The sequence below is a fragment of the Dyella sp. AtDHG13 genome (assembly GCF_003201105.1).
Lineage (GTDB): Bacteria > Pseudomonadota > Gammaproteobacteria > Xanthomonadales > Rhodanobacteraceae > Dyella > Dyella jiangningensis_B.
In genome coordinates this window covers 142,813-165,908 of sequence record NZ_QICJ01000005.1, presented here as the reverse complement: position 1 = coordinate 165,908, position 23,096 = coordinate 142,813, and the positions used below count along the sequence as shown (strand labels likewise).

Annotated in this window: 24 protein-coding genes and 1 riboswitch; of the genes, 9 read left to right on the top strand and 15 right to left on the bottom strand. The window is 66.9% G+C overall.

Translation table 11 applies throughout. The features are described from left to right. The first annotated feature begins 5 nt into the window (after positions 1–5). From dapD to dapE, 4 genes are read left to right on the top strand one after another with little or no spacing between them, the layout of a single operon-like run. Complete coding sequence (gene dapD, locus BDW41_RS10635; protein ID WP_074547479.1) at positions 6–833, top strand: 2,3,4,5-tetrahydropyridine-2,6-dicarboxylate N-succinyltransferase; 828 nt, start codon at positions 6–8, stop codon at positions 831–833. Next, a complete protein-coding gene (locus tag BDW41_RS10630; protein ID WP_074547480.1) occupies positions 830–1,186 on the top strand; it encodes a Spx/MgsR family RNA polymerase-binding regulatory protein in 357 nt (118 codons plus the stop codon). Before dapD ends, BDW41_RS10630 begins: the two co-directional genes overlap by 4 nt. A gap of 1 nt (position 1,187) precedes the next feature. After that, the gene (locus BDW41_RS10625; protein WP_074547481.1) at positions 1,188–2,255 is read left to right on the top strand and encodes a VIT1/CCC1 transporter family protein; all 1,068 of its coding nucleotides are present in this window, start codon (positions 1,188–1,190) and stop codon (positions 2,253–2,255) included. A 53-nt stretch (positions 2,256–2,308) separates the two neighbouring features. Further along, positions 2,309–3,442, top strand: coding sequence for a succinyl-diaminopimelate desuccinylase (gene dapE, locus BDW41_RS10620; RefSeq protein WP_074547482.1), 1,134 nt, complete (start codon positions 2,309–2,311; stop codon positions 3,440–3,442). Positions 3,443–3,614: 172 nt separating this feature from the next. On the opposite strand, the gene BDW41_RS10615 is transcribed toward dapE, so the two are convergent. Together BDW41_RS10615 and BDW41_RS10610 are read right to left on the bottom strand one after the other, a co-directional pair. After that, positions 3,615–6,035 carry a penicillin acylase family protein gene (locus tag BDW41_RS10615; RefSeq protein ID WP_074547483.1) on the bottom strand — a complete coding sequence of 807 codons (2,421 nt, stop codon included), beginning with the start codon at positions 6,033–6,035 and terminating at the stop codon, positions 3,615–3,617. Between the two features lie 52 nt (positions 6,036–6,087). Next, positions 6,088–6,792, bottom strand: coding sequence for a phosphodiester glycosidase family protein (locus BDW41_RS10610; RefSeq protein ID WP_074547668.1), 705 nt, complete (start codon positions 6,790–6,792; stop codon positions 6,088–6,090). Between the two features lie 235 nt (positions 6,793–7,027). Here BDW41_RS10610 and BDW41_RS10605 point away from each other — a divergent pair, with 235 nt between their 5' ends. After that, positions 7,028–7,516, top strand: a complete 489-nt coding sequence (locus BDW41_RS10605; RefSeq protein WP_074547484.1) for an 8-oxo-dGTP diphosphatase — start codon at positions 7,028–7,030, stop codon at positions 7,514–7,516. Next, entirely contained in the window at positions 7,513–7,923 is a 411-nt protein-coding gene (locus tag BDW41_RS10600) for an NUDIX domain-containing protein (RefSeq protein ID WP_110301583.1), read from the top strand. Before BDW41_RS10605 ends, BDW41_RS10600 begins: the two co-directional genes overlap by 4 nt. Before the next feature lie 733 nt (positions 7,924–8,656). Here the strand turns inward: BDW41_RS10600 and BDW41_RS10595 are convergent. Continuing rightward, the gene (locus BDW41_RS10595) at positions 8,657–9,871 is read right to left on the bottom strand and encodes a beta-ketoacyl-[acyl-carrier-protein] synthase family protein (protein ID WP_074551391.1); all 1,215 of its coding nucleotides are present in this window, start codon (positions 9,869–9,871) and stop codon (positions 8,657–8,659) included. A 3-nt stretch (positions 9,872–9,874) separates the two neighbouring features. Then, entirely contained in the window at positions 9,875–10,126 is a 252-nt protein-coding gene (locus tag BDW41_RS10590) for a phosphopantetheine-binding protein (protein ID WP_019464829.1), read from the bottom strand. 234 nt (positions 10,127–10,360) lie between these two features. On the opposite strand from BDW41_RS10590, the gene BDW41_RS10585 reads away from it, so the two are divergent. The 3 genes from BDW41_RS10585 (at position 10,361) to BDW41_RS10575 (ending at position 13,196) form a co-directional block, all read left to right on the top strand. After that, a complete protein-coding gene (locus BDW41_RS10585) occupies positions 10,361–11,419 on the top strand; it encodes a GNAT family N-acetyltransferase (protein WP_074551392.1) in 1,059 nt (352 codons plus the stop codon). Further along, entirely contained in the window at positions 11,406–12,281 is an 876-nt protein-coding gene (locus tag BDW41_RS10580; RefSeq protein WP_074551394.1) for a hypothetical protein, read from the top strand. Before BDW41_RS10585 ends, BDW41_RS10580 begins: the two co-directional genes overlap by 14 nt. Positions 12,282–12,392: 111 nt before the next feature. Continuing rightward, positions 12,393–13,196, top strand: a complete 804-nt coding sequence (locus BDW41_RS10575; RefSeq protein ID WP_074551395.1) for a type II CAAX endopeptidase family protein — start codon at positions 12,393–12,395, stop codon at positions 13,194–13,196. A 9-nt stretch (positions 13,197–13,205) separates the two neighbouring features. Here the strand turns inward: BDW41_RS10575 and BDW41_RS10570 are convergent, their stop codons facing one another. The 11 genes from BDW41_RS10570 to crcB form a co-directional block, all read right to left on the bottom strand. Further along, a complete protein-coding gene (locus tag BDW41_RS10570; RefSeq protein ID WP_074551396.1) occupies positions 13,206–14,402 on the bottom strand; it encodes a DegT/DnrJ/EryC1/StrS family aminotransferase in 1,197 nt (398 codons plus the stop codon). 1 nt (position 14,403) lies between these two features. After that, positions 14,404–14,835: an EamA family transporter gene (locus BDW41_RS10565; protein ID WP_074551591.1), complete on the bottom strand. Its 432-nt coding sequence runs from the start codon at positions 14,833–14,835 to the stop codon at positions 14,404–14,406. 13 nt (positions 14,836–14,848) lie between these two features. Next, the gene (locus BDW41_RS10560; protein ID WP_074551398.1) at positions 14,849–15,214 is read right to left on the bottom strand and encodes an EamA family transporter; all 366 of its coding nucleotides are present in this window, start codon (positions 15,212–15,214) and stop codon (positions 14,849–14,851) included. Positions 15,215–15,223: 9 nt separating this feature from the next. After that, positions 15,224–16,063, bottom strand: a complete 840-nt coding sequence (locus BDW41_RS10555; RefSeq protein WP_074551399.1) for an alpha/beta fold hydrolase — start codon at positions 16,061–16,063, stop codon at positions 15,224–15,226. A gap of 216 nt (positions 16,064–16,279) precedes the next feature. After that, the gene (locus tag BDW41_RS10550) at positions 16,280–16,807 is read right to left on the bottom strand and encodes a hypothetical protein (protein ID WP_074551401.1); all 528 of its coding nucleotides are present in this window, start codon (positions 16,805–16,807) and stop codon (positions 16,280–16,282) included. Between the two features lie 178 nt (positions 16,808–16,985). Beyond that, a complete protein-coding gene (gene parC, locus BDW41_RS10545; protein ID WP_074551403.1) occupies positions 16,986–19,223 on the bottom strand; it encodes a DNA topoisomerase IV subunit A in 2,238 nt (745 codons plus the stop codon). Between the two features lie 100 nt (positions 19,224–19,323). Continuing rightward, positions 19,324–19,947 (bottom strand): DUF6445 family protein, encoded by a 624-nt coding sequence (locus tag BDW41_RS10540; protein ID WP_255412969.1) that lies wholly within the window; start codon positions 19,945–19,947, stop codon positions 19,324–19,326. Positions 19,948–19,985: 38 nt separating this feature from the next. Further along, entirely contained in the window at positions 19,986–20,855 is an 870-nt protein-coding gene (locus BDW41_RS10535; RefSeq protein WP_074551405.1) for a TraB/GumN family protein, read from the bottom strand. Positions 20,856–20,959: 104 nt separating this feature from the next. Beyond that, complete coding sequence (gene cfa, locus BDW41_RS10530; RefSeq protein WP_074551407.1) at positions 20,960–22,078, bottom strand: cyclopropane fatty acyl phospholipid synthase; 1,119 nt, start codon at positions 22,076–22,078, stop codon at positions 20,960–20,962. Positions 22,079–22,124: 46 nt separating this feature from the next. Further along, positions 22,125–22,469, bottom strand: coding sequence for a DUF190 domain-containing protein (locus BDW41_RS10525; RefSeq protein WP_074551408.1), 345 nt, complete (start codon positions 22,467–22,469; stop codon positions 22,125–22,127). Between the two features lie 8 nt (positions 22,470–22,477). Then, entirely contained in the window at positions 22,478–22,861 is a 384-nt protein-coding gene (crcB, locus tag BDW41_RS10520; RefSeq protein WP_074551410.1) for a fluoride efflux transporter CrcB, read from the bottom strand. A 77-nt stretch (positions 22,862–22,938) separates the two neighbouring features. Next, positions 22,939–23,018: riboswitch (Fluoride riboswitch) on the bottom strand. Positions 23,019–23,096 lie beyond the last annotated feature (78 nt).

The window sequence follows — 23,096 nt, the reverse complement described above, 5'->3', positions numbered from 1 at the left end:
ACGCCATGCAAACCATCGAAACCCTTATCAACGACGCCTTCGAGCGCCGCAACGACCTGACCCAGGCTGAGATCGACACGCATTTGCGCCCGGCCGTGGAGCAGGTGATCGACCTGCTGGAATCCGGCGAGCGCCGCGTTGCCGAGCCGGACGGCCAGGGCGGCTGGACGGTGAACCAGTGGATCAAGAAGGCGGTGCTGCTGTACTTCCGCCTCAACGGCAATCGCGTGGTGGACGGCGGCCCGGCGCTGGCCTTCGACAAGGTGCCGCTGCGTTTCGCGCACGGCAACGACGTGGAGCTGGAAGGCCTGGGCGCGCGCGTGGTGCCCGGCGCGCTGGTGCGCCGCGGCGCGCATGTCGCGAAAGACGCGGTGCTGATGCCCAGCTACGTCAACATCGGCGCCTACGTGGGCGCTGGCACCATGGTGGACACCTGGGCCACGGTGGGCTCGTGCGCGCAGATCGGCGCAGGCGTGCATCTCTCCGGTGGCGTGGGCATCGGCGGCGTGCTGGAACCGTTGCAGGCCAACCCGACCATCATCGAAGACAACTGCTTCATCGGCGCGCGCTCCGAGGTGGTCGAGGGCGTGATCGTGGAGAAGGGCAGCGTGATCGGCATGGGCGTGTTCCTGGGCCAGTCCACGCGCATCTACAACCGCGCCACCGGCGAGATCAGCTACGGCCGCGTGCCTGCCGGCAGCGTGGTGGTGGCGGGCAGCCTGCCGGCGAAGGACGGCTCGCACAGCCTGTATGCCGCCATCATCGTCAAGCAGGTCGACGAAAAGACGCGCAGCAAGACCGGCATCAACGAACTGCTGCGGAGCGCCGAATGAGCGCGACTCTGTACGGCCTCACCACCTGCGATACCTGCCGCAAGGCGCGCAACTGGCTCGATCGTTTCGAGGTGCCTTTCACCTTCGTGGATTACCGCGCGAATCCCGTGCCGGCGGCGACGCTCAAGGCATGGGCGCAGCAGTTGGGTGGCTGGGAAAAGCTGGTGAACAAATCGTCCACCACCTGGCGCAACCTGCTGCCGCAACGCAAGAACCCGGGCAGCGATCCGGAGTGGACGCTGTTGCTCAAGGAATATCCCGCACTGGTGCGCCGGCCCGTCGTGCTGCAGGAAGACGGGTCTGTCACCGTCGGCTTCACCGACAACGGCTTCAAGAAGCTGTTCGGGAAGTGACATGAGCAAGGTGCGTTCGGCGAGACACTACCGCACCAATCTTCGTATCGAGCGCGACAACGCGGCGCTCTATGACCGTTTGTCCGAGCTTGCCGCGGATGCGCGGTTGGCGCGCGCCTATCGCCGCATCGCGGATGGCGAACGCGCCAACGCGGCGTTCTGGGAAGAACGCCTGACCCAGATGGGCGAGCCCGTGCCGCCCGCCCGCATCGGCACGCGCGTGAAAGTGCTCACCTGGTTCGCGCGGCGCTTCGGCACGGATTTCGTGATGCCCACCGTGGTGCGCCTCGAGCATGCCGATCATCTGCCGACGCCGGTGGATCGCGAAGGCCATCGCGATCATTTCGTCGAACGCACGGCATCCGTCACACGCGGCGGTCGTCATCGCACGCAGAGCGGCAACACGCTGCGTGCCGCCGTGTTGGGCGCCAACGACGGCCTGGTTTCCAACGGCAGCCTGATCATGGGCATGGCCGGCGCGGCCGCGGGCGATCACGCGATCCTGCTGGCCGGCTTCGCGGGCCTGGTGGCAGGCGCGTGTTCCATGGCGCTGGGGGAATGGCTGTCGGTCAACAGTTCCCGCGAGTTCTACCAGGCACAGATCGCCGCGCGCGCCGAGCGCCTTGCCGTGGCGCCGGAAGACGGCGCGCGCAGCCTTGCCAGCATCTATCGCGACAAGGGCATGACCCCGGATGCCGCCAAGGCGCTCGCCACGCAGATCGCCGAGCGTCCGCGCACGGCCCTGGATACGCTGGTGCGCGAAGACCTGGGCATCGACCCCGATGAACTCGGCGGCTCGGCGTGGGGCGCGGCCATTTCCTCGTTCTGTTTGTTTGCCCTCGGCGCGCTGTTTCCGGTGGCGCCCTACCTGTTCCTCAGCGCCCACACCGCCTTCATGGCGAGCATCGCCTCGACCATCGCCGGCCTGGTGCTGATCGGCATGGGCACCGCCCTGTTCACCGGTCGGAGCATGACGTTCTCCATCGCCCGCCAGCTGGGCATCACCGTGGCCGCGGCGGGCATCACCTATGCCGTGGGGCATGTGTTGGGAACGGCGCTGACGGGTTAAGGTCAACGCTGTCCACGGCAGTTCATCCATGAGTTCTGGTTTTGAGGCTCGACATGTCTGTGGTTCTCGATCTCGCTTCTGAATTGATTCGCCGCCGTTCGGTGACGCCGGACGATGCCGGCTGTCAGGCCATGATTGGCGAGCGCCTGCGGGCGGTGGGTTTTCGCGTGGAGCATCTGCGCTTCGGCGAGGTCGACAACCTGTGGGCGACGCATGGCAGCGGCGGGCCCCTGCTGGTATTCCTGGGGCATACCGACGTGGTGCCTTCCGGGCCGGTGGAGAACTGGAAGAGCGATCCGTTCGAGCCGACGATTCGCGATGGCTATCTGTATGGCCGTGGCGCGGCGGACATGAAGGGCGGCGTGGCGGCGATGGTGGTGGCGCTGGAGGCCTTCGTGAAGGCGCATCCGGGTCATCGGGGGCGCGTCGGCCTGCTGCTGACCAGCGACGAGGAAGGGCCGGACAACCTCGATGGCGTGCGCCGCGTGGCCGAGCATTTCCGTGCCACCGGCGAGCGCATCGACTGGTGCGTGGTGGGCGAGCCTTCGTCGAAGGAAAAGCTGGGCGACCTGATCCGCGTCGGCCGGCGTGGCTCGTTGTCGGGCACGTTGGTGGTGCGCGGCATCCAGGGGCATGTGGCGTATCCCGAGAAGGCGCGCAACCCGATCCACGCCTTTGCTCCTGCGCTCGCGGTACTGGCGGCGGAGCGTTGGGATGAGGGCAATCCGGATTTCCCGCCGACGTCGTTCCAGGTGTCCAACCTCAACGCAGGCACGGGCGCCAACAATGTCATTCCCGGCACGCTCACTGCCTTGATCAATTTCCGCTACAGCACCGCCAGTCGCGCCGAGGATCTGCGCAAGCGCACCGAGGCGATTCTCGACAGGCATGGCGTGGACTGGCAGATCGAATGGACGCTGTCCGGCGAGCCGTTCCTCACGCCACCCGGCGGCGCCGTGCGCGATGCCGTGGTGTCGGTGTGCAAGGAGCTTTGCGGCATCGCGCCGGAAGAAAGCACCGGCGGCGGCACCTCCGACGGGCGCTTCATCGCACCGCTGGGCGCGGAGGTCGTGGAGCTGGGGCCGGTGAACGCGACCATCCACAAGGTGGACGAATGCGTGTCGGTGGCCGATCTGGAAAAGCTGCCGGCGCTGTACGAGGCCGTTTGCAGGCGCTTGCTCGACTGATTGCCGTGACCTACGTGCTGTTCCCCGATGAACATGGTTTTGCGCGTCCGTAGAACGGCATTGCGTTCTACGCCATGGCCGAGCAGTTCCTGGGCAAATGCCTGGGGCGACCAAATGAACCTGCCCTAGCGCTGCAATGAAAAGAGCCGCTCTCAAGCGGCTCTTTTCGTTCCTATCCCTTGGCGGGAAGCAGGGTCAGCGTGTGCTGGTCCGGTCCGGGCAGCAAGGGGGTTGGACGTCCATTCACCCAGTCGGCCTCGCCCGCGCCGTGATACGGCGACAACGGGTTGTCGCTCTGGCCGCCGGGCATGTGCAGGATGCTTTGTGCGTCGTGGCCGGGCATGGCGTCCAGGCGTTCGGATGCACCGAAGCCGGGCGAGACCACGCGCGGCATGTTGTGGTCGCCGGCCACCGGTTCGTCGGGCATGTCGAGGAAGCGGCCGATGAAACCGGGCAGGGCGCGCGACAGCGGATGACGGATGGCAGTGTGATTGGCTTCGCCCCAGGTGCGCGCGGCGAGGCCGCCAGGCTGCTTGCCAAGCTCGTCGGCCACGTCGTGCGCGGCGGCGTTGAGCAACGCATTCCAGTTGTCGTATTTGGGATCGAGCAGGTTCGCGGGACGGTCGCGCACCATGGTCCACACGGCGGCTTCCGCGTCGACCAGGCCGGGCCAGGCGAAATCGTCGTGTTTGGCCTTCACTTCGGCCACGAACGGAGCGAGCGCCTTTTCCTTCACCTTGTCGCGGAAGGCGCGCACCAGGCGGTAGTCCACGCTGTCGATGGCGGCGCGGCCCATCCACGTCGCGGTGAGCTGGCGCAGCTGTTCAAGCTCCGGGTCGTGCGTGCCGGCGAGCGTGTCCTGCAGCAGGCGCTGCCAGCGCGTGAGCAGCACGGCGCGGTTGTCGAGCTGCACGTCGAGCATGTTGCCGGGCGTGAAGCTGTTGCGGGCGCGCAGGTCATCGCGAATCTGTTGCGCGCGCGCGCCCAGGTCGTGGCCGCCGTTGCCGAGCAGTTCCAGGTCGGCGCTGTCCACGGTGCGGTTGTTGGCGGTCCACAGGCGGCCGTCGGCGGGATCTTCGATGCGCGGATACTGCGAGGCTTCCGCGCAGCCCGTCCAGCCGGTTTCGGCGGCGGACCAGTCGGCGGGGAGCAGTGGGTCGAAACCCTTGCGCAGCGGAATGCAGGTGCCAGTGATGGTCCAGCCGATATGGCCGGCGCTGTCGCCTGCCAGCAGGTTCTGCGGCGGCATGCCCATGCCGGGCGCGAGGTCGAGCGCGGCATGCGCGCTGCTCGCGTGTTCCAGCTGCATCACACCGAGGTTGTAGCCGCGCGGGCGGTCGCCGATCCAGGCCAGCGCCAGCGGCGTGCCGTCCACGTCCTTGCCCATGATCGGTCCCCAGCGCGTAGCCTCCACTTTCAGCGTGTGGTCGGGTGCATCCTTGATGTGGATGACTTCGTCGTGCGTTTCGATGGACGCCCAGCCTTCGGGCACCTTGTACTTGCTGGCGTCGTTCGGGTCGCGCTGCACGCGTACCCAGTCGGCCCAGTCGCCGTAGCTGTTGGTGAAGCCCCAGGCGACCTGGCCGTTCGAGCCGACCACCAAGGCGGGCGTGCCGGGCAGCGACACGCCGTTGGCGTCGCGCTGGCCGCCGCGCGCGGTGGCATCCGGATAACGAAGGCGCACGCGGAACCAGATATTGGGCACGCGCAGGCTCAGGTGCATGTCGTTGGCGACGATGGCTGCGCCGGTGTCGGTCAGGCTGCCGGCGACGGCGAAGTTGTTGCTGCCCGGTCGGGCAGCGTCCAGCGCGGGAAGCAGGGCGGCGGTCACGGCGCTGTTGTCGCCGCTGGTGGCGGGCGATGCCTTGCGCAGGTCGAACACGTCGGCGCCCGGGATCACCGGCGGATGCGAGAGGTCGCCCTGCAGCGGTGCCTCCCAGTCGGGATCGGGCGAGAGCAGGAAATCCGCAACCGGCGCGGGCAGCACGTTGCGCAACTCGGCCATGTGCAGCTCGCGCTCGTCGCGGCCGTCGCCATTGAGGTCCAGGTACATCGCTGCGATGACAAGGAAGCTGTCCTCCGGACGCCACGCCTGCGGCTTGGCGTTGAGCAGCAGGTATTCCCACGGCTTCACGTGCAGGTGCGCCAGGCCGGCGTTCACGCCGGCGGCGTAGAGGTCCAGCGTGTGTTTCTGCTCAGGCGGCAGCGCCGCATAGGCGGCCTGCGCGACGCTGCGCAGGCGATGGCGGCGGTGATTGAGGTCGGTATCCAGCGCCTTGGCGCCGACGAGTTCGGACAACTCGCCCGCCGGCAGGCGACGCATCAGGTCCATCGCGAAGAAGCGCTCCTGCCCGTGCACGTAGCCCATGGCATAGGTGACGTCGTCGCGGCTCTTGCCCTGCAAGGTGGTGGTGCCGAGCGCGTCGCGCGTCACCGCCACCGCATCGCCCAGGCCTGGCAGCTTCACGTCACCGTCGAGCTGCGCGCGGCTGCCGGCCAGCAGGAACCACACGGCGGCGGCGACACCCAGCACCAGGATCAGCAGGGTTCCAAGGAGATAACGAAGCCAGTGGAAGCGTCGGGGTCGGGTCATGGCGCGAGGGGCTTGGTCCGGAAGAGTAAGGAAAGACCGCCGGCGTGCGCGGTCATGGCGTGGGTTGCGTGAACACCGCGAAGATCCCGGCGTAGGGCTTCACCATGAACGTGGGCGCGCCGGCATAGCCTTCGCCGTCCACGTAGAACTGCGAAATGGTGCCGTCCAGGTACAGCGCGTCGCGGCAGCCGATGTCTTCCTTGAACAAGCGTGCGAAGGTGTGGAAGTTCACCGGCGCCTCGCTCACCGCGAACACGACGTGGTGCGGCGTCTTGGCGCACACGCCGCTGCGCCACTTGAGGCTGTTGGAGTCGTCGATGAACTGGTCGTTGAGCTTGCCGTCGATCACCAGCATGGGGCCGGACTGGCTGGCCCATTGCACGGGCTTTCCCGCCGCCTTGAACGCGGCACTGGTCTGCACCGCGGCGTGACCGTCGGGATAGATGGCGAACACGCCGTTGGGCAGCAGCGAGAAATTGCCCGAGGCCGGATTGCCGTGGGCCATGTTCAGCGGCACGGCGGTCTTGCCGTCTTCCACGTACAGGCCCAGCGGCGCGAACTGGCGGTCGTAGATGCCCGCGTTGGCGGCGAACAGCATACGCCGGTTGTGCGACATGCCCCATTGCCGCAATGCGTTGATGGTGCCGTAGGGCTCGCCGCTTTCCGGGTCTTTCCAGTGCAGGCTCAGCGTTTCGCGCTTGAGGTCGATGCTGACCACGCGGAAGTTCTGCTTCTCGAAAATTTCTTCCTTGCTCATCACCGGCTGCGCCTGATGGTCGCAACCCGCCGCCAGCGCGAACGCCAGGGGCAGCAGCCGTCGCAGCGAACGGCGCAGTCGGAGCGGAAGATGGCCTGGAGCGATGGACATGCCACGATGGTCGCCGCCCTGGCCGGGCGGACGCAAGTCCGTCGAGACGCATGGCACGCGACGCCGGCGACCGGCCGCGCGACAGGGCGACTATACTGACCACTTTCCCCATCGCTGCGTACCGATGCCCTACACACCCATCGTCGCGACCCTCGGCTATGTGCTGTCGCCGGATCGCCGGCAAGTCCTCATGATCCATCGCAACTCGCGGCCCGACGACATGCACCTGGGCAAGTACAACGGGCTGGGCGGCAAGATGGAGCCCGGCGAGGACATCGCCGCCTGCATGCGCCGCGAGATCCTGGAAGAGGCCGGCATTACCTGCGAATCGATGTCGTTGCGCGGCACGCTCAACTGGCCCGGTTTCGGCAAGCAGGGCGAGGACTGGCTCGGCTTCATCTTTGTGATCGACCGCTACAGCGGCACGCCGCTCGCCTCCAACCCCGAAGGCACGCTGGAATGGGTGGCGGTGGACCGGTTGATGGACCTTCCCATGTGGGAGGGCGATCGCCACTTCCTGCCACTGGTATTCGACGAAGACCCGCGCACGTTCCATGGCGTGATGCCCTACAAGGACGGTCGCATGCAGTCCTGGGCCTACTCACGCCTGTGAGCGGAAAGATCATCCGCATCGTCGCCGCGGTGATCCGCGACGCGCAGGGCAGGGTATTGATGGTGCGCAAGCGCGGCGCGGTGGTGTGGCAGCAGCCGGGTGGCAAGCGCGATGCAGGCGATCGCGACGACCTGCACACGCTGGCGCGTGAACTGCACGAGGAACTGAGTTGCACCATGCGGCGCGAAGGCGCGCGGTGGCTGGGGCGATTCAGCGCGCCGGCGGCCAACGAACCGGGCCATGTGGTCGAGGCCGAGGTTTACGAGGTGGAGGCCGATGGGCCTTTTGTGGCTCGGGCGGAGATCGAGGGTGTGTGCTGGGTTGATCCGGCGGACCCGGGGGATTTGCCGATCGCGAGGTTGAGTCGGGAGTCGATTTTGCCGTTGGTGGCGGGGGATTCTTTTTAGGGGAGTGCGTTGTTGCGGGTGCGCTTGATCGAGGCGCATGAGGCTCCGTTGCTTCTGCTCCCTCTCCCCTCCGGAGCACGCGGGGAGCAGCCATGGATGGCTGCGGCTTTGAGGAGCGAGGAGAGGGCTGAGGTGAAGGGTCGCTCTTGCCTCACCACTTCAAAAGAACCGTCATCCCGGCGTAGGCCGGGATCCAGTGACTTTGCGCTGGGTTGTCGCGTGGAGGTTGTCGGCTCTTTATCAGCGTTCCGGCAACCTGGCCACCTACGCGGCGAGCGTTCCGACCTCCTGCCGGAGGCCGGGTCACTTTCTCTTGCTTGCCCAAGAGAAAGTAACCAAAGAGAAGGGCCCCCCGGAATCGGCGCCTTCCGGGCGTTGCCCGGAAGGTGCGCGGACGGGTTACGGGCTTTTCGACGGGGCTCCTGCCCCGACGAAAAGTGCCTGGCATCCCTGCCAGGCACCCCTGCGGGGCCTGATCTCCACCCGTCCGCCGCCTCATACGGGGACCCGGAAAATCAAGATCAAGAGCGCGGAGCCGACGGCTCGTGCCGCTGCGCGGCACCTCGCGTCGTGGCGGCTGTGGAGCGCCTGCCTTAGAGAAAAACTGACGTGTCGGTTGGAGTGCGGTGTTCCGAAGATTGGGTCACGTGCCTCACGCATTTCGCGCAACGACACCAAAGAACCGTCATTGCCAGCCACGTCCGCGCTCTCCAAAAAGAGAGCGTCGCAAAACTCACCCCATGCGCCTCACCGCCACCACCGCATTCAGCCCGCCAAACGCGAACGAATTGCTGATGGCTGCATTCACTCTCCGCTCGCGCGCCACGTTCGGCACGTAGTCCAGGTCGCAGGCGGGGTCGGGTTCGAGGTAGTTGATGGTGGGTGGCACGATGCCGTCGTGGATGGCGCCGATGGCAGCTACCAGTTCGAGCGCGCCGCCGGCGCCCAGGGCGTGGCCGTGCATGGATTTGGTGGAGGACACCAGCAGTTCGCGCGCATGCTCGCCGAACACGCGGTGGATGGCGCGCGTCTCGGTGCTGTCGTTGGCCACGGTGCCGGTGCCATGGGCGTTGATGTAGTCGATGTCTTCCGGCGCCAGGCCGCCGTCGCGCAGGGCCATGTTCATGGCGGCGGCCGCGCCGATGTCAGAAGGCGCGGCGATGTCGCCGGCATCCGAGCTCATGCCCGTGCCCACCAGTTCGCAGATGATTTCCGCGCCGCGCTTCTGCGCCGATTCCAGTGTTTCGAGCACGTACATCGCCGCGCCTTCGCCCAGCACCAGGCCGCGGCGGCCCTTGCTGAAGGGGCGGCAGGTGTCGGGGGCGAGCACGCGCATGGCTTCCCACGCGCGCAGCGTGCCCAGGGTGATGCAGGCTTCGGTGCCCCCCACCACGGCGGCGTCGACCATGCCGGAGCGGATCATCATGGCCGCTTGCGCAAAGGCGTGGTTGGACGATGCGCAGGCGCTCGCCACCACGAAGGCGGGACCGGTGATGCCGTGCACCATGCTCACCTGGCTGGCCGGCGCGTTCATCATCATGCGCACGATGCCGAGCGGGTGGAAACGGCCCTGGTGTTCGCCGTAAAGGCGTTCGTAGAGATCGTCGCGGGTGGTTTCGCCGCCGGCGCCGGTGCCGATCACCACGGCCGTGCGGGCGCTTGCTTCGCCCTGGAACTGGATGCCCGACTGGCGGATAGCCTCGTTGGCCGCGATCAGCGCGTATTCGCTGAAGGGATCCAGCAGCGCGGCCCGCGCGTCATCGAAGTGGTTCTTGGGGTCGTAATCGGCCACCTCGGCCGCGATGCCGCCATTGCGCAGCTGTCCCGGCTGGATGTGGTGGATCGGACCGATGCCGGGGCGGCCTTCGGTCATCGCCTTCCACACGGAAGGCGCGTCATGGCCGAGCGCGCAGATCGCGCCCATGCCGGTGATCACGATACGGCGCATGGATTATTCGCTGGTCTTCTGGGCGAGCTGGCGCTCGATGGCTTCGACGAGCTGGCCGACGGTGCCATTGTCGAAGTCGGTGTCTTCGTTGGGCAGGTTGATGTTGAAGTGCTCCTCGATGTCGAAGATCACTTCGATGGCGTCCAGCGAGGCAATGCCCAGGTCCTTCAGGGTGGACTCCGGCTTGATCGTGTCGAGCTCGATCTTGGCCTGCTTGGCGATGATGTCGAAGGTTTCCTGCTGAACATTGCTCATGTCTGCTTTCCTGGTTCCCTTGGCGGCGTGTCATGCGGCATCCCCCGGACGCCCCTCTACCAAGCCTGACGAACCGCCAGGACAAAGTCCAGAACGCCACCTCACAATGTGGCGCAGTCCGATGCTCCCCCTGGCGCCTTTCGCCAGTCTTTTCGGCGGGGGCATGCCACGCGGGCCGTGTCTGGGCGGGCGGGGCGTCGTATCCTATGGCCTTGTGACTCGCGGGGCTGTCGCGTGCGGTACCTCAACCAGCTCGAACCGGACGCACTGGTGGCGCGGTTCGCCGAGCATCCACCCATCGATTTCAGCGTGACGCGGGTCGCGGACACCCCGGCCTTCGTCGCGCCGTTCGACTTGCTGACCACCGCCGACGACGAGGTTCGGAAGAAGCTGACCGGCGCCCCTGGCTATCGGTGGTGGGGCCGGCTGTTGCGCTGGCGCACCGCCTTCGTGGGCACCACCGTGTCCGAGTACGCGCTGTTTCCGCGCGGCGCACAGCCTGACGCGCTGGCCAAGGCCTTGCGCGAGCAATTGGGCCGCCGTCAGCGGCTGATGATCGTGAAGGACGTGCCGCAGGCTTCACCCTTGTTCGACGGCGCCACCAACGACTGGTGCGCGCGGTTCATGGATGCCTGCGACGCCCAGGGTTTCGTGCTGCTCGAAGGGCAGGCGCTGGCCTATGTCACGATCGATTTCCAGAGCGAGGACGAATACCTCGCGCGGCTGTCCTCCGGCCGGCGCAAGGACATCCGCCGCAAACTGCGCAAGCGCGACGACGTGGCCGTGGAGGCTGTCCATTGCGGCGATGCGATGTTTGCCGACGACGCCGTGGTCGACGCCTATTACGCGCTTTACGAAAACGTCTACGCGCAGAGCGAAATCCATTTCGACAAGCTCAGCCGCGATTTTTTCGCCGCCGTGCTGCGCGATGCCTCGAACGGCGGCGTCGTCTTCGTCTATCGCCACGAGGGCGCGATGATCGGCTGGAACCTCTGCTTCGTGGTGGAGGGCAAGCTGATCGACAAGTACGTGGGCTTTGCCTATCCGCAGGCGCGCGAGCAGAACCTGTACTTCACCAGCTGGTTCCACAACCTGGCCTTTGCGCGTGAACACGGCCTGACGCATTACGTCGCGGGCTGGACCGACCCGCAGATCAAGTCGTATCTGGGTGCACAATTCACCCTGACGCGGCACGCGATCTACCTGCGCAATCCGCTGTTGCGCGCCGCCGCGCGCAAGCTGGGCAAATTCTTCGAGAGCGACAGCCAATGGGCCGCGCATGAACAGGCATGAACCGCTGATCCTGGATTTCGACGGCTCGGTCGGCCCGATCGTCGGGGCGACGACGCTGGCACTGTCCGACTGGCAGGAAGACATCCGCTTTGGCTGCACCTTGCGCACGTTCAATCGCCTGCGCGACTACCTGGACCAGCGCATGCCCGAAAGCTACGGCACGGTGTTGATGGGCTCGGGTGATTATCACCATCTCACCTGGCCGCTGGTGCAGCGACAGCGCGCGCGTGGGCCGTTCCAACTGGTGGTGTTCGACAATCATCCCGACAACATGCGTTTTCCGTGGGGCATCCACTGCGGGTCGTGGGTGCGCCGCGTGGCCATGTTGCCGTTCGTGACGCACGTGCACGTGGTGGGCATCACCTCGGGCGACATCGGCGCGAAGCATGCGTGGGAGAACTACCTGCGCCCGTTGCAGGCGGGCAAGCTCAGCTACTGGTGCATGGACGTGAACGTGGATTGGGCGGCCCGGCTGGGGCTGAGCGATGCGTTCCGCCGCTTCGACGATTCCGATGCGCTCACTTGTGCGTTCGTGAAGCAGCTCAAGCAGGCGCCGCAGCCGACCTACCTGTCCATCGACAAGGACGCCTTCAGCGTCGATACCGCGCGCACCAACTGGGATCAGGGGCGCCTGGAAGAACCGCACGCGATGGCGATCATCGAGGCATTGCGCGGCCGCATCGTGGCGAGCGACATCAATGGCGAAGTATCGGCCTACCGCTACCGCAGCTGGTGGAAGCGGCTGCTGAGCGGCATGGACGGCCAGGAGCCGGTACCGCAGAGCGAGCTGGACGCGTGGCAGGCGCAACAGCGTGCATTCAACACGCGCCTGCTGGCGGCGATTGCCGAAAGCAGCGTGTAACCGAAGGCGTTGACCATCCTGCGTGCCGGCGATGGATGCCGGCCGCACAGGTGTATTGCAGGCGTATCGAGAGCCGGCGTGTTCCGGCGTTTGCCGAGGCGATGCCACACCATGACCGAACACTTTCCCACCAGCCGCCGTGCGCTCGTGTATCTGGCCATGGCTTTCGGCATCACCTGGGTGGCGTGGGGCATCCTCGTCGTGCTTGCCCAGCGGCAGTTCACGAGCTATGGCCAGTGGCCCTACATGACCTTGTATGTGCTGGGCGGCCTGGGGCCCACCGTCGCCGCCTACCTGGCCGTATGGCGCACGCGCGAACAGGCGCCGCTGCGGGAGTTCAACCAGCGCCTGCTGCGCTGGCGCGTGCATCCCGTGTGGTATCTGCTGGCGCTGGGGTTGCCGCTGGCCCTGGGTTTCATCGCCATCGGCGTGGCTGTGGCGCTGAAGCCTGCGCTGGGCGGCCTGGTGGACATCAAGCCGTGGTATCTGTTTCCGCAGTATCTGCTGATGACCATCGTTGGCGGCGGGCTGGAGGAATGGGGCTGGCGCGGCGTCACGCAGGAAGAATGGGGGCATGCCATCGGGCCCGCACGGGCGGCCCTGCTGATTGGCCCGATCTGGGCGCTATGGCATCTGCCGTTGTTCTTTCTGCCGGGCGTTACGCAGTACCACGCGGGTTTTGCGCTGTTCCTCGTCGGCATCATGGGCAACGCGCTGCTGTTCGGCTGGCTCTACAGCCGCACGCGCAGCATCCTGCTGTGCGTGCTGATGCATGCAGCGTCCAACGCCGTGGCGATGATGGGCGTGAGCGTGCCGAGGGGCATGGACATGGGCCTCGTCGGCCCGTGCCTGGGCCTTTGCGTGGGTGCGCTGCTGTTCCTGTCGATGGGTCGCAGGCAGGCGCATGCGGACTGAGTGTGGGCGTCAGCGCGTCGCGCCTTCCAGCACCGTGCAGATCGACTCGAACGTGGCATCGTCCAGCCACGGACTGTTGGTGATGGTGAGCGAGCGCGCGGCGAAGCTGCGCGCGTTCGGCAGCGACGTGTCGGCCACGATCTCGCGCAGGTAGCCGTAGTCGGGCAGGGCGTGGATGAACAGGCGACTGACGCCGAGGCCAGCCGTCCACAGCGTCTTCAGCGCGGCGTCGCGTTGGGCTTCAGTCGGCAGAGTAAGCAGCAGGAAGGGCCATACGCCCTGCTGGCCGGGTTGGTCGTCGAATACGGTGACGCCGTGAATCCGGCGCAGGCGTTCCACGCGGCGCTTCGCCTGCGCGCGTGTCGCCTTGAGGAACGCCGGCAACCGCGGCAGCGCACGCGCCCCGACGGCCTGGCGCCAGGCGCTGACCGTATGCAGCGGAATATCCGGCCCGAAATCGTCGCCGACAGCGGCGACAGGATCGTTCTGCGCCAGCGCCTTGCGCAATGGACGTCCATACGCCAGCGGCAGCAGCGAGGGGCGATAGGCCAGCGTGTAGCCGATCAGTTCCAGCGCGCGCTGCCAATCCATCTTCGCGTCGGGGCGGGTGGTGGCCTCATGGCTTACGGCAAAGGCGTCGCGCAGCACGGGGTCGCGCGTGAGCAGCAGGCCGCCCTCGAACAGGGTGAGCCCTTTGCCCACGGCAAGGCTGAAGAAGCCCGCATCGCCGAGCAGGCCCACCGTATGGCCGCCTTGCTTCGCGCCGAGCGCCTGCGCGGCGTCTTCCAGCACATAGGCGCCCACGCGATGGGCCACGTCCAGCGCGGCATTCACGTCGGCCACGCGGCCGGCGAGGTGCGTCGGCACGATGGCCAGCGTGCGCGGGCCGGCGTGCGTGCAGAGCTCGACGAAATCCATGTCGAAATGGTCGGGCGCGAGATCGCACAGGCGCAACTTCAGCCCCGCGCGATGGATGGCTAGCGCCACCAGTGGGCACGTCCATGCCGGAACGATCACCTCGTCGCGCTGCGGACGCAGGCGATGCATGGCGCGCAGTGCAACCACCATGGCGGCGGTGCCGGAGCATTCGAGCTGCAGTTGATCCACGCCCAGCCAGTCGGCCACTCGCTGGGCGAACGGCGCGCGACCGGGCCCCAGGTCGGTCAGGCGTAGCGGCAGTCCGGCGGTGGGCGGCAGCTCGCGCATGTCATTTGCCGGCGGTGACGCCCAGCGCACCTTTCGCTTCGGTCGGCGCATCGCCTTCCGGATGCGCGCCGCTTTCGGCAAAGGCCAGGCAGATGATGCCCGCCACGATGGTCGCCGCGCCGAGCACGCGCGGCCAGGTCAGCGGCTCGTGGAACAGCCACACGGAAAACAGCATCACGCTCACCACTTCCAGATGGGTCACCGCGAACGCGGGACCGATCGGCGCGTGCTTGAGCAGCGTCATCCAGGTGAAGAAGTTGCCGACGTAGCCGATCACCGCGATATAGATCCACGGATGGCCAAACACGCGCACGATCCACGCCCAGTTGGCCTCGGGCGGAAAGGCGTGGTCGCCGGCGTACTTGAAGCTTAACTGCACCAGCGTGTCGAACAGCACCAGGATGGTGAAGCCGACGGCGTAGAAGCGAATCAGGTTCCTGGACATCTCAACCGCCCCCGGCCAGACCCACGATCGCCACGCCCGCCGTCACCAGCAGCATGCCGGTCACGCGCAGCGGCGTGAGCTTTTCTTTGAACAGGATGCGGCCGGCAATCATGATCACCACGATGTTGATCGAACCCAGCAGCACGCCTGCGGACAGGTCGACCAGCGACAGGAAGGCGATCCACACCAGGAATTCGGCGACGTAGGAGAGCACGCCGATCCAGATCCACGGACGCGACGCCATGTACTTCCAGCGCGCCAAGCCATCGCCCGCGCGCGGATCGCCGGCCGCCGCCTTGAAGGCGAGCTGGCCGACGGTGTCGAGCGTGACGTTGAGCAGCCACAACGCAACCACCAGGGGACTCATGGCGAGTCCTCAGGCCGCGGCGCGGGCGGCGGGTTCGTAGGTGGCGGCGATCTGGCGGAAGAACTCCGCCGAGCGGTCGGTCAGCAGGCGACGTTCCCGGTCCACCGTGATCATGTGGTAGCTGTCCTTCAGCCACAGCGTTTCCACCGGGCCGGACACCGAGCGCTGCACGAGGTAGGCATTCTCGATGCTGGCGATGTCGTCCTCGGTCGCATGCGCGATCAGGCAGGGCGCGGTGACGCGGGGCAGGTCGCGCTTCACCACGGCCGCCATGTTGTACATCTCGCCCAGCGACGGCCACGGGTTGCCGGGCAGGCCGGCCGCGGCGCTGTCGCCGCTCAGCATGGCGCCGCTGATCTGCGCGCGCAGGCGCTCGTCGCGGATGCCGTAAGGCTCGCCCTCGTGCACCATGCGGTGCTTGCCGATGCCGAATTTGTGCAGGAACGGCAGCAGGAAGGAGAACTTGCCGATCCACGGAATCGCCCAGCCGTCATAGCGGAAGGTGGCGCCGTACACGCCCACGCCCTTCACCCACTCCGGACGCTCGGCGGCGAGCTTGAGCGCCAGCACGGCGCCCATGGACAGGCCGGCCACGAACAGGTGATCCACCTCGTGGCGGAACTGCTCGGCCGCCGCTTCCACGCTGGCGTACCAGTCTTTCCAGCCGGTCTTGAGCAGGTCGTCGACGTCGCCGCAGTGGCCCGCCAGCTGCATGCCGTACACGGAATAGCCGGCCCGGTTGAGCCCCTTGCCGAGGAGACGCATCTCCGTCGGGGTGCCCGTCAGGCCGTGGATGAGCAGCACACCGCTGCGACCGCCTTCGTAGCGGAACTCGACATTCTGGATCACTGGGGAGCTCCGGTGCTGCAGATGAGGGTGGGGCGGCGCGATGCGCGCAGGGAAAAGGGACCGTAAACCATGGAAACAGTCTGCAGGCCCACCCTTTCCAAGAACTTTCGACTTTCCTGCCCAGGGGTTAGGAGGTGTCGGATGCTGGCCCGGACCAGGAACGACAAAGCCCGCCAGGATGGCGGGCTTGGGCGAACGGATATTGCTAGGCGGGGCTCAGCGCCCGAAATGGCCTTGGCTGCCGCTGACCGAGATGCTCATGCCGCCGGTCGGGTGCTCGCAGCTGCCAAAGGCCTGGCTGAGCGTGACACCGGCACCGCCGTAGCTGCCGCTGAAGTGGTTGCCGGCCACCACGCCGGTGGTTACCGCGCCGTGAACCTGCGGCTGGTTGTAGGTGGCGTCGTCGCAGGTGGCCGCCGGCTGGGCGCTGGCGGCCGCCTGGGTATCGCCCAGCGCACCGCTGGTGTCGCCGTAATAGGTGCCCGGCGGGTCCTTGGCGTAGGCGCCCGTCTGGGCGTTGGCCTGGGTGGCGGGGGCGCTGGCCTGTGCCGTGGTGCTGGCGCGGCCGGATACGGCCTTGCTGGCGTCGGTGGGGGCGGCGGTGTTGGCGGTGGCCGCGCTGGCGCTGGAGGCGGGCAGGTTGGCCGGCAGCTTGAGGTTCAGCGGCTGCTCGCTGTTCTGGGCCCAGGCCGTGGCGGCGAGCAGGCTCGCGGCGACGAAAACGGTGGTACGGACGATCTTCATGGGAAAAACTCCGGGGGCATGGGGCCTATAACGCGCCACCGTCGCTGGTGTGCACACGTTATCTTGGATTTCCCGTCAAGCGGTGAAGTTCCCAAAAGCTAGAAGTGAGTGAAGAGGAGTGAGAAACGAGAGAGAGCTCTTCTCTCACTTCTCACTTCTCCCCACTCGTTCCTCGCTCTTAACCCGTGGTCTCGATGCGTTCCACGCGGCGCAGGCCCTGCGGCAGCAGGCCGCCGCGGGTGGCGCGGCTGCCGCCGTACTCCACCAGGTTCGGCCATTTCAGCGTGAGCTTGCGTTGGCCGGCGTAGAGCGTCACTTCGCCCTTGCCTTCGGTGACCACGGCGACGCCGACGACCTTCACGCCCGCCGCCAGCTTGGCCTTGGGCACGTCGATCAGCTTGTTGCCCTTGCCCTTGTCCAGTTCCGGCAGCTCGGCCACGGAGAACATCAGCAGGTGGCCTTCGGTGGTGACCACCACGATGCGGTCGCGCGCCGGGTCGGCGCTGACCTGCGGGGCCAGCACCTTGGCGCCGTCGCCCAGGGTGATGATCTGCTTGCCGGCCTTGTTGCGGCCGGTGAGCGCCTCGAAGCGGGTCACGAAGCCGTAGCCGTGGTCGGTGGCCAGGATCAGGCGCGTGTCGTTGTCGCCGGCGGCCAGCGCGTCGAAGCTGGCGCTGGACGGCGGGCTGAAGCGGCCGGTGAGCGGGTCGCCGTTGCCGCGTGCCGAGGGCAGCGAGTGCGCCGGCGTGGAATAGCTGCGGCCGGTGGAGTCGATCACCGCGATCTGCTGCGTGGTGCGCGCCTTCACGGCGGCGAGCAGGCTGTCGCCTTCGCGGTAGTTCAGGCCATCGGCGTCGATGTCGTGGCCCTTGGCGGCGCGGATCCAGCCCTTCTGGCTCAGCACCACGGTGACCGGTTCGCTGGCGACCAGCGCGCTCTCGTCCAGCGCCTGCGCGGCTTCGCGTTGCACCAGCGGCGAACGGCGGTCGTCGCCGTACTTGGCGGCGTCGGTGCGCAGCTCTTCCTTGATCAGGCCCTTGAGCTTGGCCGGGGATTTCAGCAGCACGTTGATGCGCGCGCGTTCCTCTTCCAACTGGTCGCGCTCGGCATTGATCTTCATCTCCTCGAGGCGGGCCAGCTGGCGCAGCTTGGTCTCGAGGATGTAGTCGGTCTGTTCCTCGCTGAGGCCGAAGCGCGCCATCAGCACGGGCTTGGGCTCGTCTTCGGTGCGGACGATGCGGATCACCTCGTCCAGGTTGAGATAGGCGATGCGCAGGCCTTCCAGCAGGTGCAGGCGGCGCTCGACCTTGGCCAGCCGATGGTTGAGGCGGCGCGTCACCGTGTCGGTGCGGAAGTGCAGCCACTCGGTGAGGATGCTCTTGAGATCCTTCACCTGCGGGCGGCCGTCCAGGCCGATCATGTTGAGGTTGATGCGGAAGCTCTTTTCCAGGTCCGTGGTGGCGAACAGATGCTGCATCACCTCGGCCGCGTCGACGCGGTTGGAGCGCGGCACCACCACCAGGCGGATCGGGTTCTCGTGGTCGGACTCGTCGCGCAGGTCTTCCACCATCGGCAGCTTCTTCGCGCGCATCTGCGCGGCGATCTGCTCGAGGATCTTGGACGGGCTCACCTGGTGCGGCAGGGCGGTGATGACGATGTTGCCCTCGTCCATGTGATACACGGCGCGCGCGCGAACGGAACCGGTGCCGTTCTGGTACATCGCCAGCAGTTCGTTGCGCGGCGTGATGATTTCCGCTTCGGTCGGATAGTCCGGGCCCTGGATGTGCTCGCACAGGTCGGCCACGGTGGCGTCCGGATCATCCAGCAGGCGGATGCACGCGCTCACCACTTCGCGCAGGTTGTGCGGCGGGATGTCGGTGGCCATGCCCACCGCGATGCCCATGGAGCCGTTGAGCAGCACGTGCGGCACGCGCGCCGGCAGCCAGCTGGGTTCTTCCAGCGTGCCGTCGAAGTTCGGCACCCAGTCCACCGTGCCCTGGCCCAGCTCGCCGAGCAGGGCTTCGGCGATGGGGCTCAGGCGCGATTCGGTGTAGCGCATCGCAGCGAAGCTCTTGGGGTCGTCCGGCGAGCCGAAGTTGCCCTGGCCGTCCACCAGCGGGTAGCGGTACGAGAACGGCTGGGCCATCAGCACCATCGCCTCGTAGCACGAGGTGTCGCCGTGCGGATGGAACTTGCCGATCACGTCGCCGATGGTGCGGGCGGATTTCTTCGGCTTGGCCGTGGCGGCCAGGCCCAGCTCGCTCATGGCGTAGACGATGCGACGCTGCACCGGCTTCAGGCCATCGCCCACGAAGGGCAGGGCGCGATCCAGCACCACGTACATCGAGTAGTCGAGGTAGGCCCGCTCGGCGTATTCCTTGAGCGGGATCTGTTCGAAATTGGCTTGCAAATTCATGGGTTTGCGTCGTCTGCGTGCGCGCGGGCGGCGCGCTTAACCGGGGGATGGTGCCAGAAAGGGGGACCGGCGGGCGAGGGGCCCGGGCCGGAAGCGCCGCTCAGCGACGGCCGGCGCCGAAGAACATCAGGTGCACCAGCCGGCCGTTTTCCAGCGTGTCGCCAAAGCCGTTGCCGGCCGTGTGCCACAGCCAGGGGCGCAGCAGCACCAGCCGGTTGAAGCGCATGGGCACGCTCATGGTGAGCTCCCACTTGCTGTCGTCGTTGGTGTCTTTTTCGATGATGTCGCGATGCATCGCCTCGATGCTGTCGTAGCCCATCGCCGCCAGTTCGTCGTGGTTGAGCGGGCGCCGGTCCGTGTTGGTGGGAATGTGGCGGTAGAAATCCGTGCCGCCGCGGCAGTCTTCCGGCCGGCTCAGGTAGAGCACGCCGGACCAGTGCGAGGGGTCGGTATGCACCTTGGCCTTGCCCTTGTCGGCGGCGAGGGTGATGCGGCATTTGCCGTGCGACTGGGGCGGCGTCATCAGCGCGAGCGGCTCGCCCACGATGTGCGACACGTATTCGGCCAGGCCGTCCAGCGGCAGGCGTTCGAGCGAATTGCGCCCTGGAAACGAGCCTTCCTGCGGCGGGTAGGTAAGCTTCAGCGCGGCGTCGCGAAAGGCGACGGGATCTTCGAGAAAGTCGTCAACGACGATGATGGATGTCGGCATGCGGCCCGAGGTTATTGACTGCGCCGATGCGGTTCAAGGCCACAAGGCAGGTATCACTCGCGCGTGACGGAGACGCCGAGCTTGCGCAGTTGTTCCTGCAGGCTGTCGGGCCCGGCGAGATGGCCGGCGCCTACCGCGACAAAGCTCACGCCCGGTTGCCGCATGCGTTCGGCGATGGTCCTGGCCCAGGCCTGGTTCCGCTCGACGATCAGCTGCCGGTAGAGCTGCGGGCTGTCCTTGCGCAGGTCTTCGTCCTCGATGCGGGCGATGGCCGCGGTGTCGCCATTGCGCCAGGCATCGATCAGCTCATGCAGCTTGGCCGGACCCTCGGCGACGTCCTTGAACGATTCGCGCAGGAAATCCAGCTGCATGGCTTCGGGCAGGCCGGCCAGCATCATGATCTGCTGCTCGGCCGTTTCCAGCCCGTCCACCGGCTTGCCCGCCTGCTGCATGTGCGCCTTGAGCAGCTTGTCCACGCCCTGGTTCGGATCCAGCCCTGCCTGCATCAGCGGGGCCATGGTCAAGGTGAGCGCGGCCAGCCAGGGACGCATGGGCTGCAGCGCGGCCGCGCCCCCCGGCAGCCTGGCGGTTTGCGCGGCCTGTTCCAGTTGCGCGCGCTCCTTCTCGTTGAGCTTGCTGGACAGCGGCTGGCCAGGATCCAGGCCGTGCTGCATGACCAGGCCCTGCATGGAGGCGGTGTCGTCGTCGACGATTTCGATGCTCAGCCGCTGGCTCTCGTCCAGCGCCTTCTCCAGCGCGGGCGATTTCCAGTGCGTGTCCGAAGGCAGCAGGTGCACGGTACCGAACAGGTAGACCGTGGCGTGTTCGTTCCTGGCGACCCACAGGCCCGGCACGGCGGCGGCCGCGGTGACGAGCAGCAGGTTCAGGGCCAGTGCAACGGCCAGTCGTCGAAGCAGTTTCAAGGCAAATTCCGGGGCAAAGGCGAACAGCGTGTCATGGCGGGCGCAATGGCTGCGCCCGCGGATAAGGGCACTATCGTGGGCCTCGTGGCCCGCTGCAAGCGAAATCAGCGGGGCACGCGATAACCGCCGGGCACGCCGTGCGGGCTGAGCGTGAGCTGCCAGAGCTGGTCGCGCCGGCTGCGGAACACGGCGGCCGACACGGCCAGATAGAAGCGCCACATGCGGCGGAAGCGGTCGTCGTAGTGCTCCCTGAGCTGCGGCCAGGCGGCGTCGAAGTTGGCGCGCCACGCGGTGAGCGTCAGGTCGTAGTCGGCGCCGAAGTTGTGCCAATCCTCCACCACGAATAGGTTCTGCAGCGCCTCGGCCACCTGGCTGGCGGCCGGAATCATCGAGTTGGGGAAGATGTATTTCTCGATCCACGGGTCGGGCCGGCCGGGCGAGCCGTTGCTGCCGATGCTGTGCAGGACGAACAGGCCGTCGTTGCGCAGGCAGCGGCGGGCCACCTCGAAGTAGGTGCGATAGTTCAGCGCGCCCACGTGTTCGAACATGCCGATGGAGAAGATGGCATCGAACGGCTCGTCGAGCTGGCGATAGTCCTGCAGGCGTATCTCCACCGGCAGGTCGGCGCACAGTTGGCGCGCGAACGCGGCCTGCTGCTCCGACACCGTGATGCCCACGCCCTGCACGCCGTAGCGCTCGGCGGCGAATTTCAGCGCCTCGCCCCAGCCGCAGCCGATGTCCAGCACGCGCTGGCCCGGTTGCAGGCGCAGCTTGCGGCAGATCAGGTCGAGCTTGGCCTCCTGCGCGTCGTCCAGGTTGCTCGCCTGCGCCCAGTAGCCGCAGGAGTAGACCAGCCGCTTGCCCAGCATGGCCTGGAACAGGTCGTTGCCCAGGTCATAGTGCACGCGGCCGATCTCGAACGCGTGGTCGCCCCGCTGCAGGTTGATGAAACGCGCCTTCAGGTGCGCCAGCAGGGTATCGAGCGTTTTCAGCTCCGTGTCCAGCTGCGCGCCGAGAATGCGGGTGAACATGCCCGGCAGGTCCTCGCTGTCCCACCAGCCGTCCATGTAGCTTTCGCCCAGGCCGAGCGAGCCGTGCGCAAACACGCGCGCATAGAGGCGCTCGTCGTGCACGTGCATGTCGGTGGGGCGTGAGCCGTCGAGCCGGATGCCGGCGTGTTCCAGCAGGGTGGCGGCGCGTGCCTTGAGTGAATCCTGACTCATGCGTTCCTCGTATCGCGTGGTGACGATGCGGCAGGCGCGGCGTGCTTCAGTGGTCGTTTGGCGCCTTGCCCAGCCAACCGAAGCTTGCGCAAGCGACTGCATACACCGCGTCGACGCCGCTGTCGCGCACCGTCTGCAACAGCGCCTGCGACTGGTCCTCACTCAATAGAAACTCGACTTTCACGGCCAGGTCATCCGCAAGCTCGAAGAACTGCTCCTCGCGCAGCACGCCATGCCGGCCAAACCCGCACACGGCGCGGAACGCCGAACCGCCGCCGATGCCCTGCCGGCGCGCATGTTCGAGCAGCCATTCATAGACCAGCTTGCCCTCGTGGCGCGCGCGTGCATGGGTGTAGAAGCTGAGCAGGACGCCTTCTTGCGTGTTATTCATGGCCCCTCCTAGCGCAGTACGGCGCGGGTAAGCGCGATGCCGCACACGGTCATCGCGATGGAGCCTGCCAGATGCAGGGCCAGGTGTCCGCCAAACCACAGGTACTGCTGGCGCAGCAGCAGCGTGGTCGATTCGGCGGAGAAGGTGGAAAAGGTGGTGAGCCCGCCCAGGAAACCCGTGGCGGCGAACAGGCGCAGCTCCGGTGGCAGGGTCTGGAAATGATCGAAGATGCCCAGCACGGCGCCCATCAGCAGGCCGCCCAGCAGGTTCGCGGCCAGCGTGCCCAGCGGCACGGTGGGAAACACGGGGTTGAACAGCACGCCCAGCGTCCAGCGCAGCCAGCAACCCAGCGCGCCTCCGATGCCGACGGCAAGAAAACCGGTAAAGCCCACGTCGTCGTCTCCTCAACTGAAGAACTTCTCTGGAAGGCTTCCCGGAAACAGGCACGCGCCTGCGCCCCGGAAAACCCGGCAGTGCAGGCATCATCAACCCGGAGGGTGGTTTGCCCGAGCGGCTCGGGTCGGGAGGCATGCCATCTCCTGTGCGTGGCCATGCTAGCCGAACGTCATGGCTCGGGCGAGCGTGGCGCGCCGCTATACTCAGCGCTCCTCGCCCGCCGTGCCATGC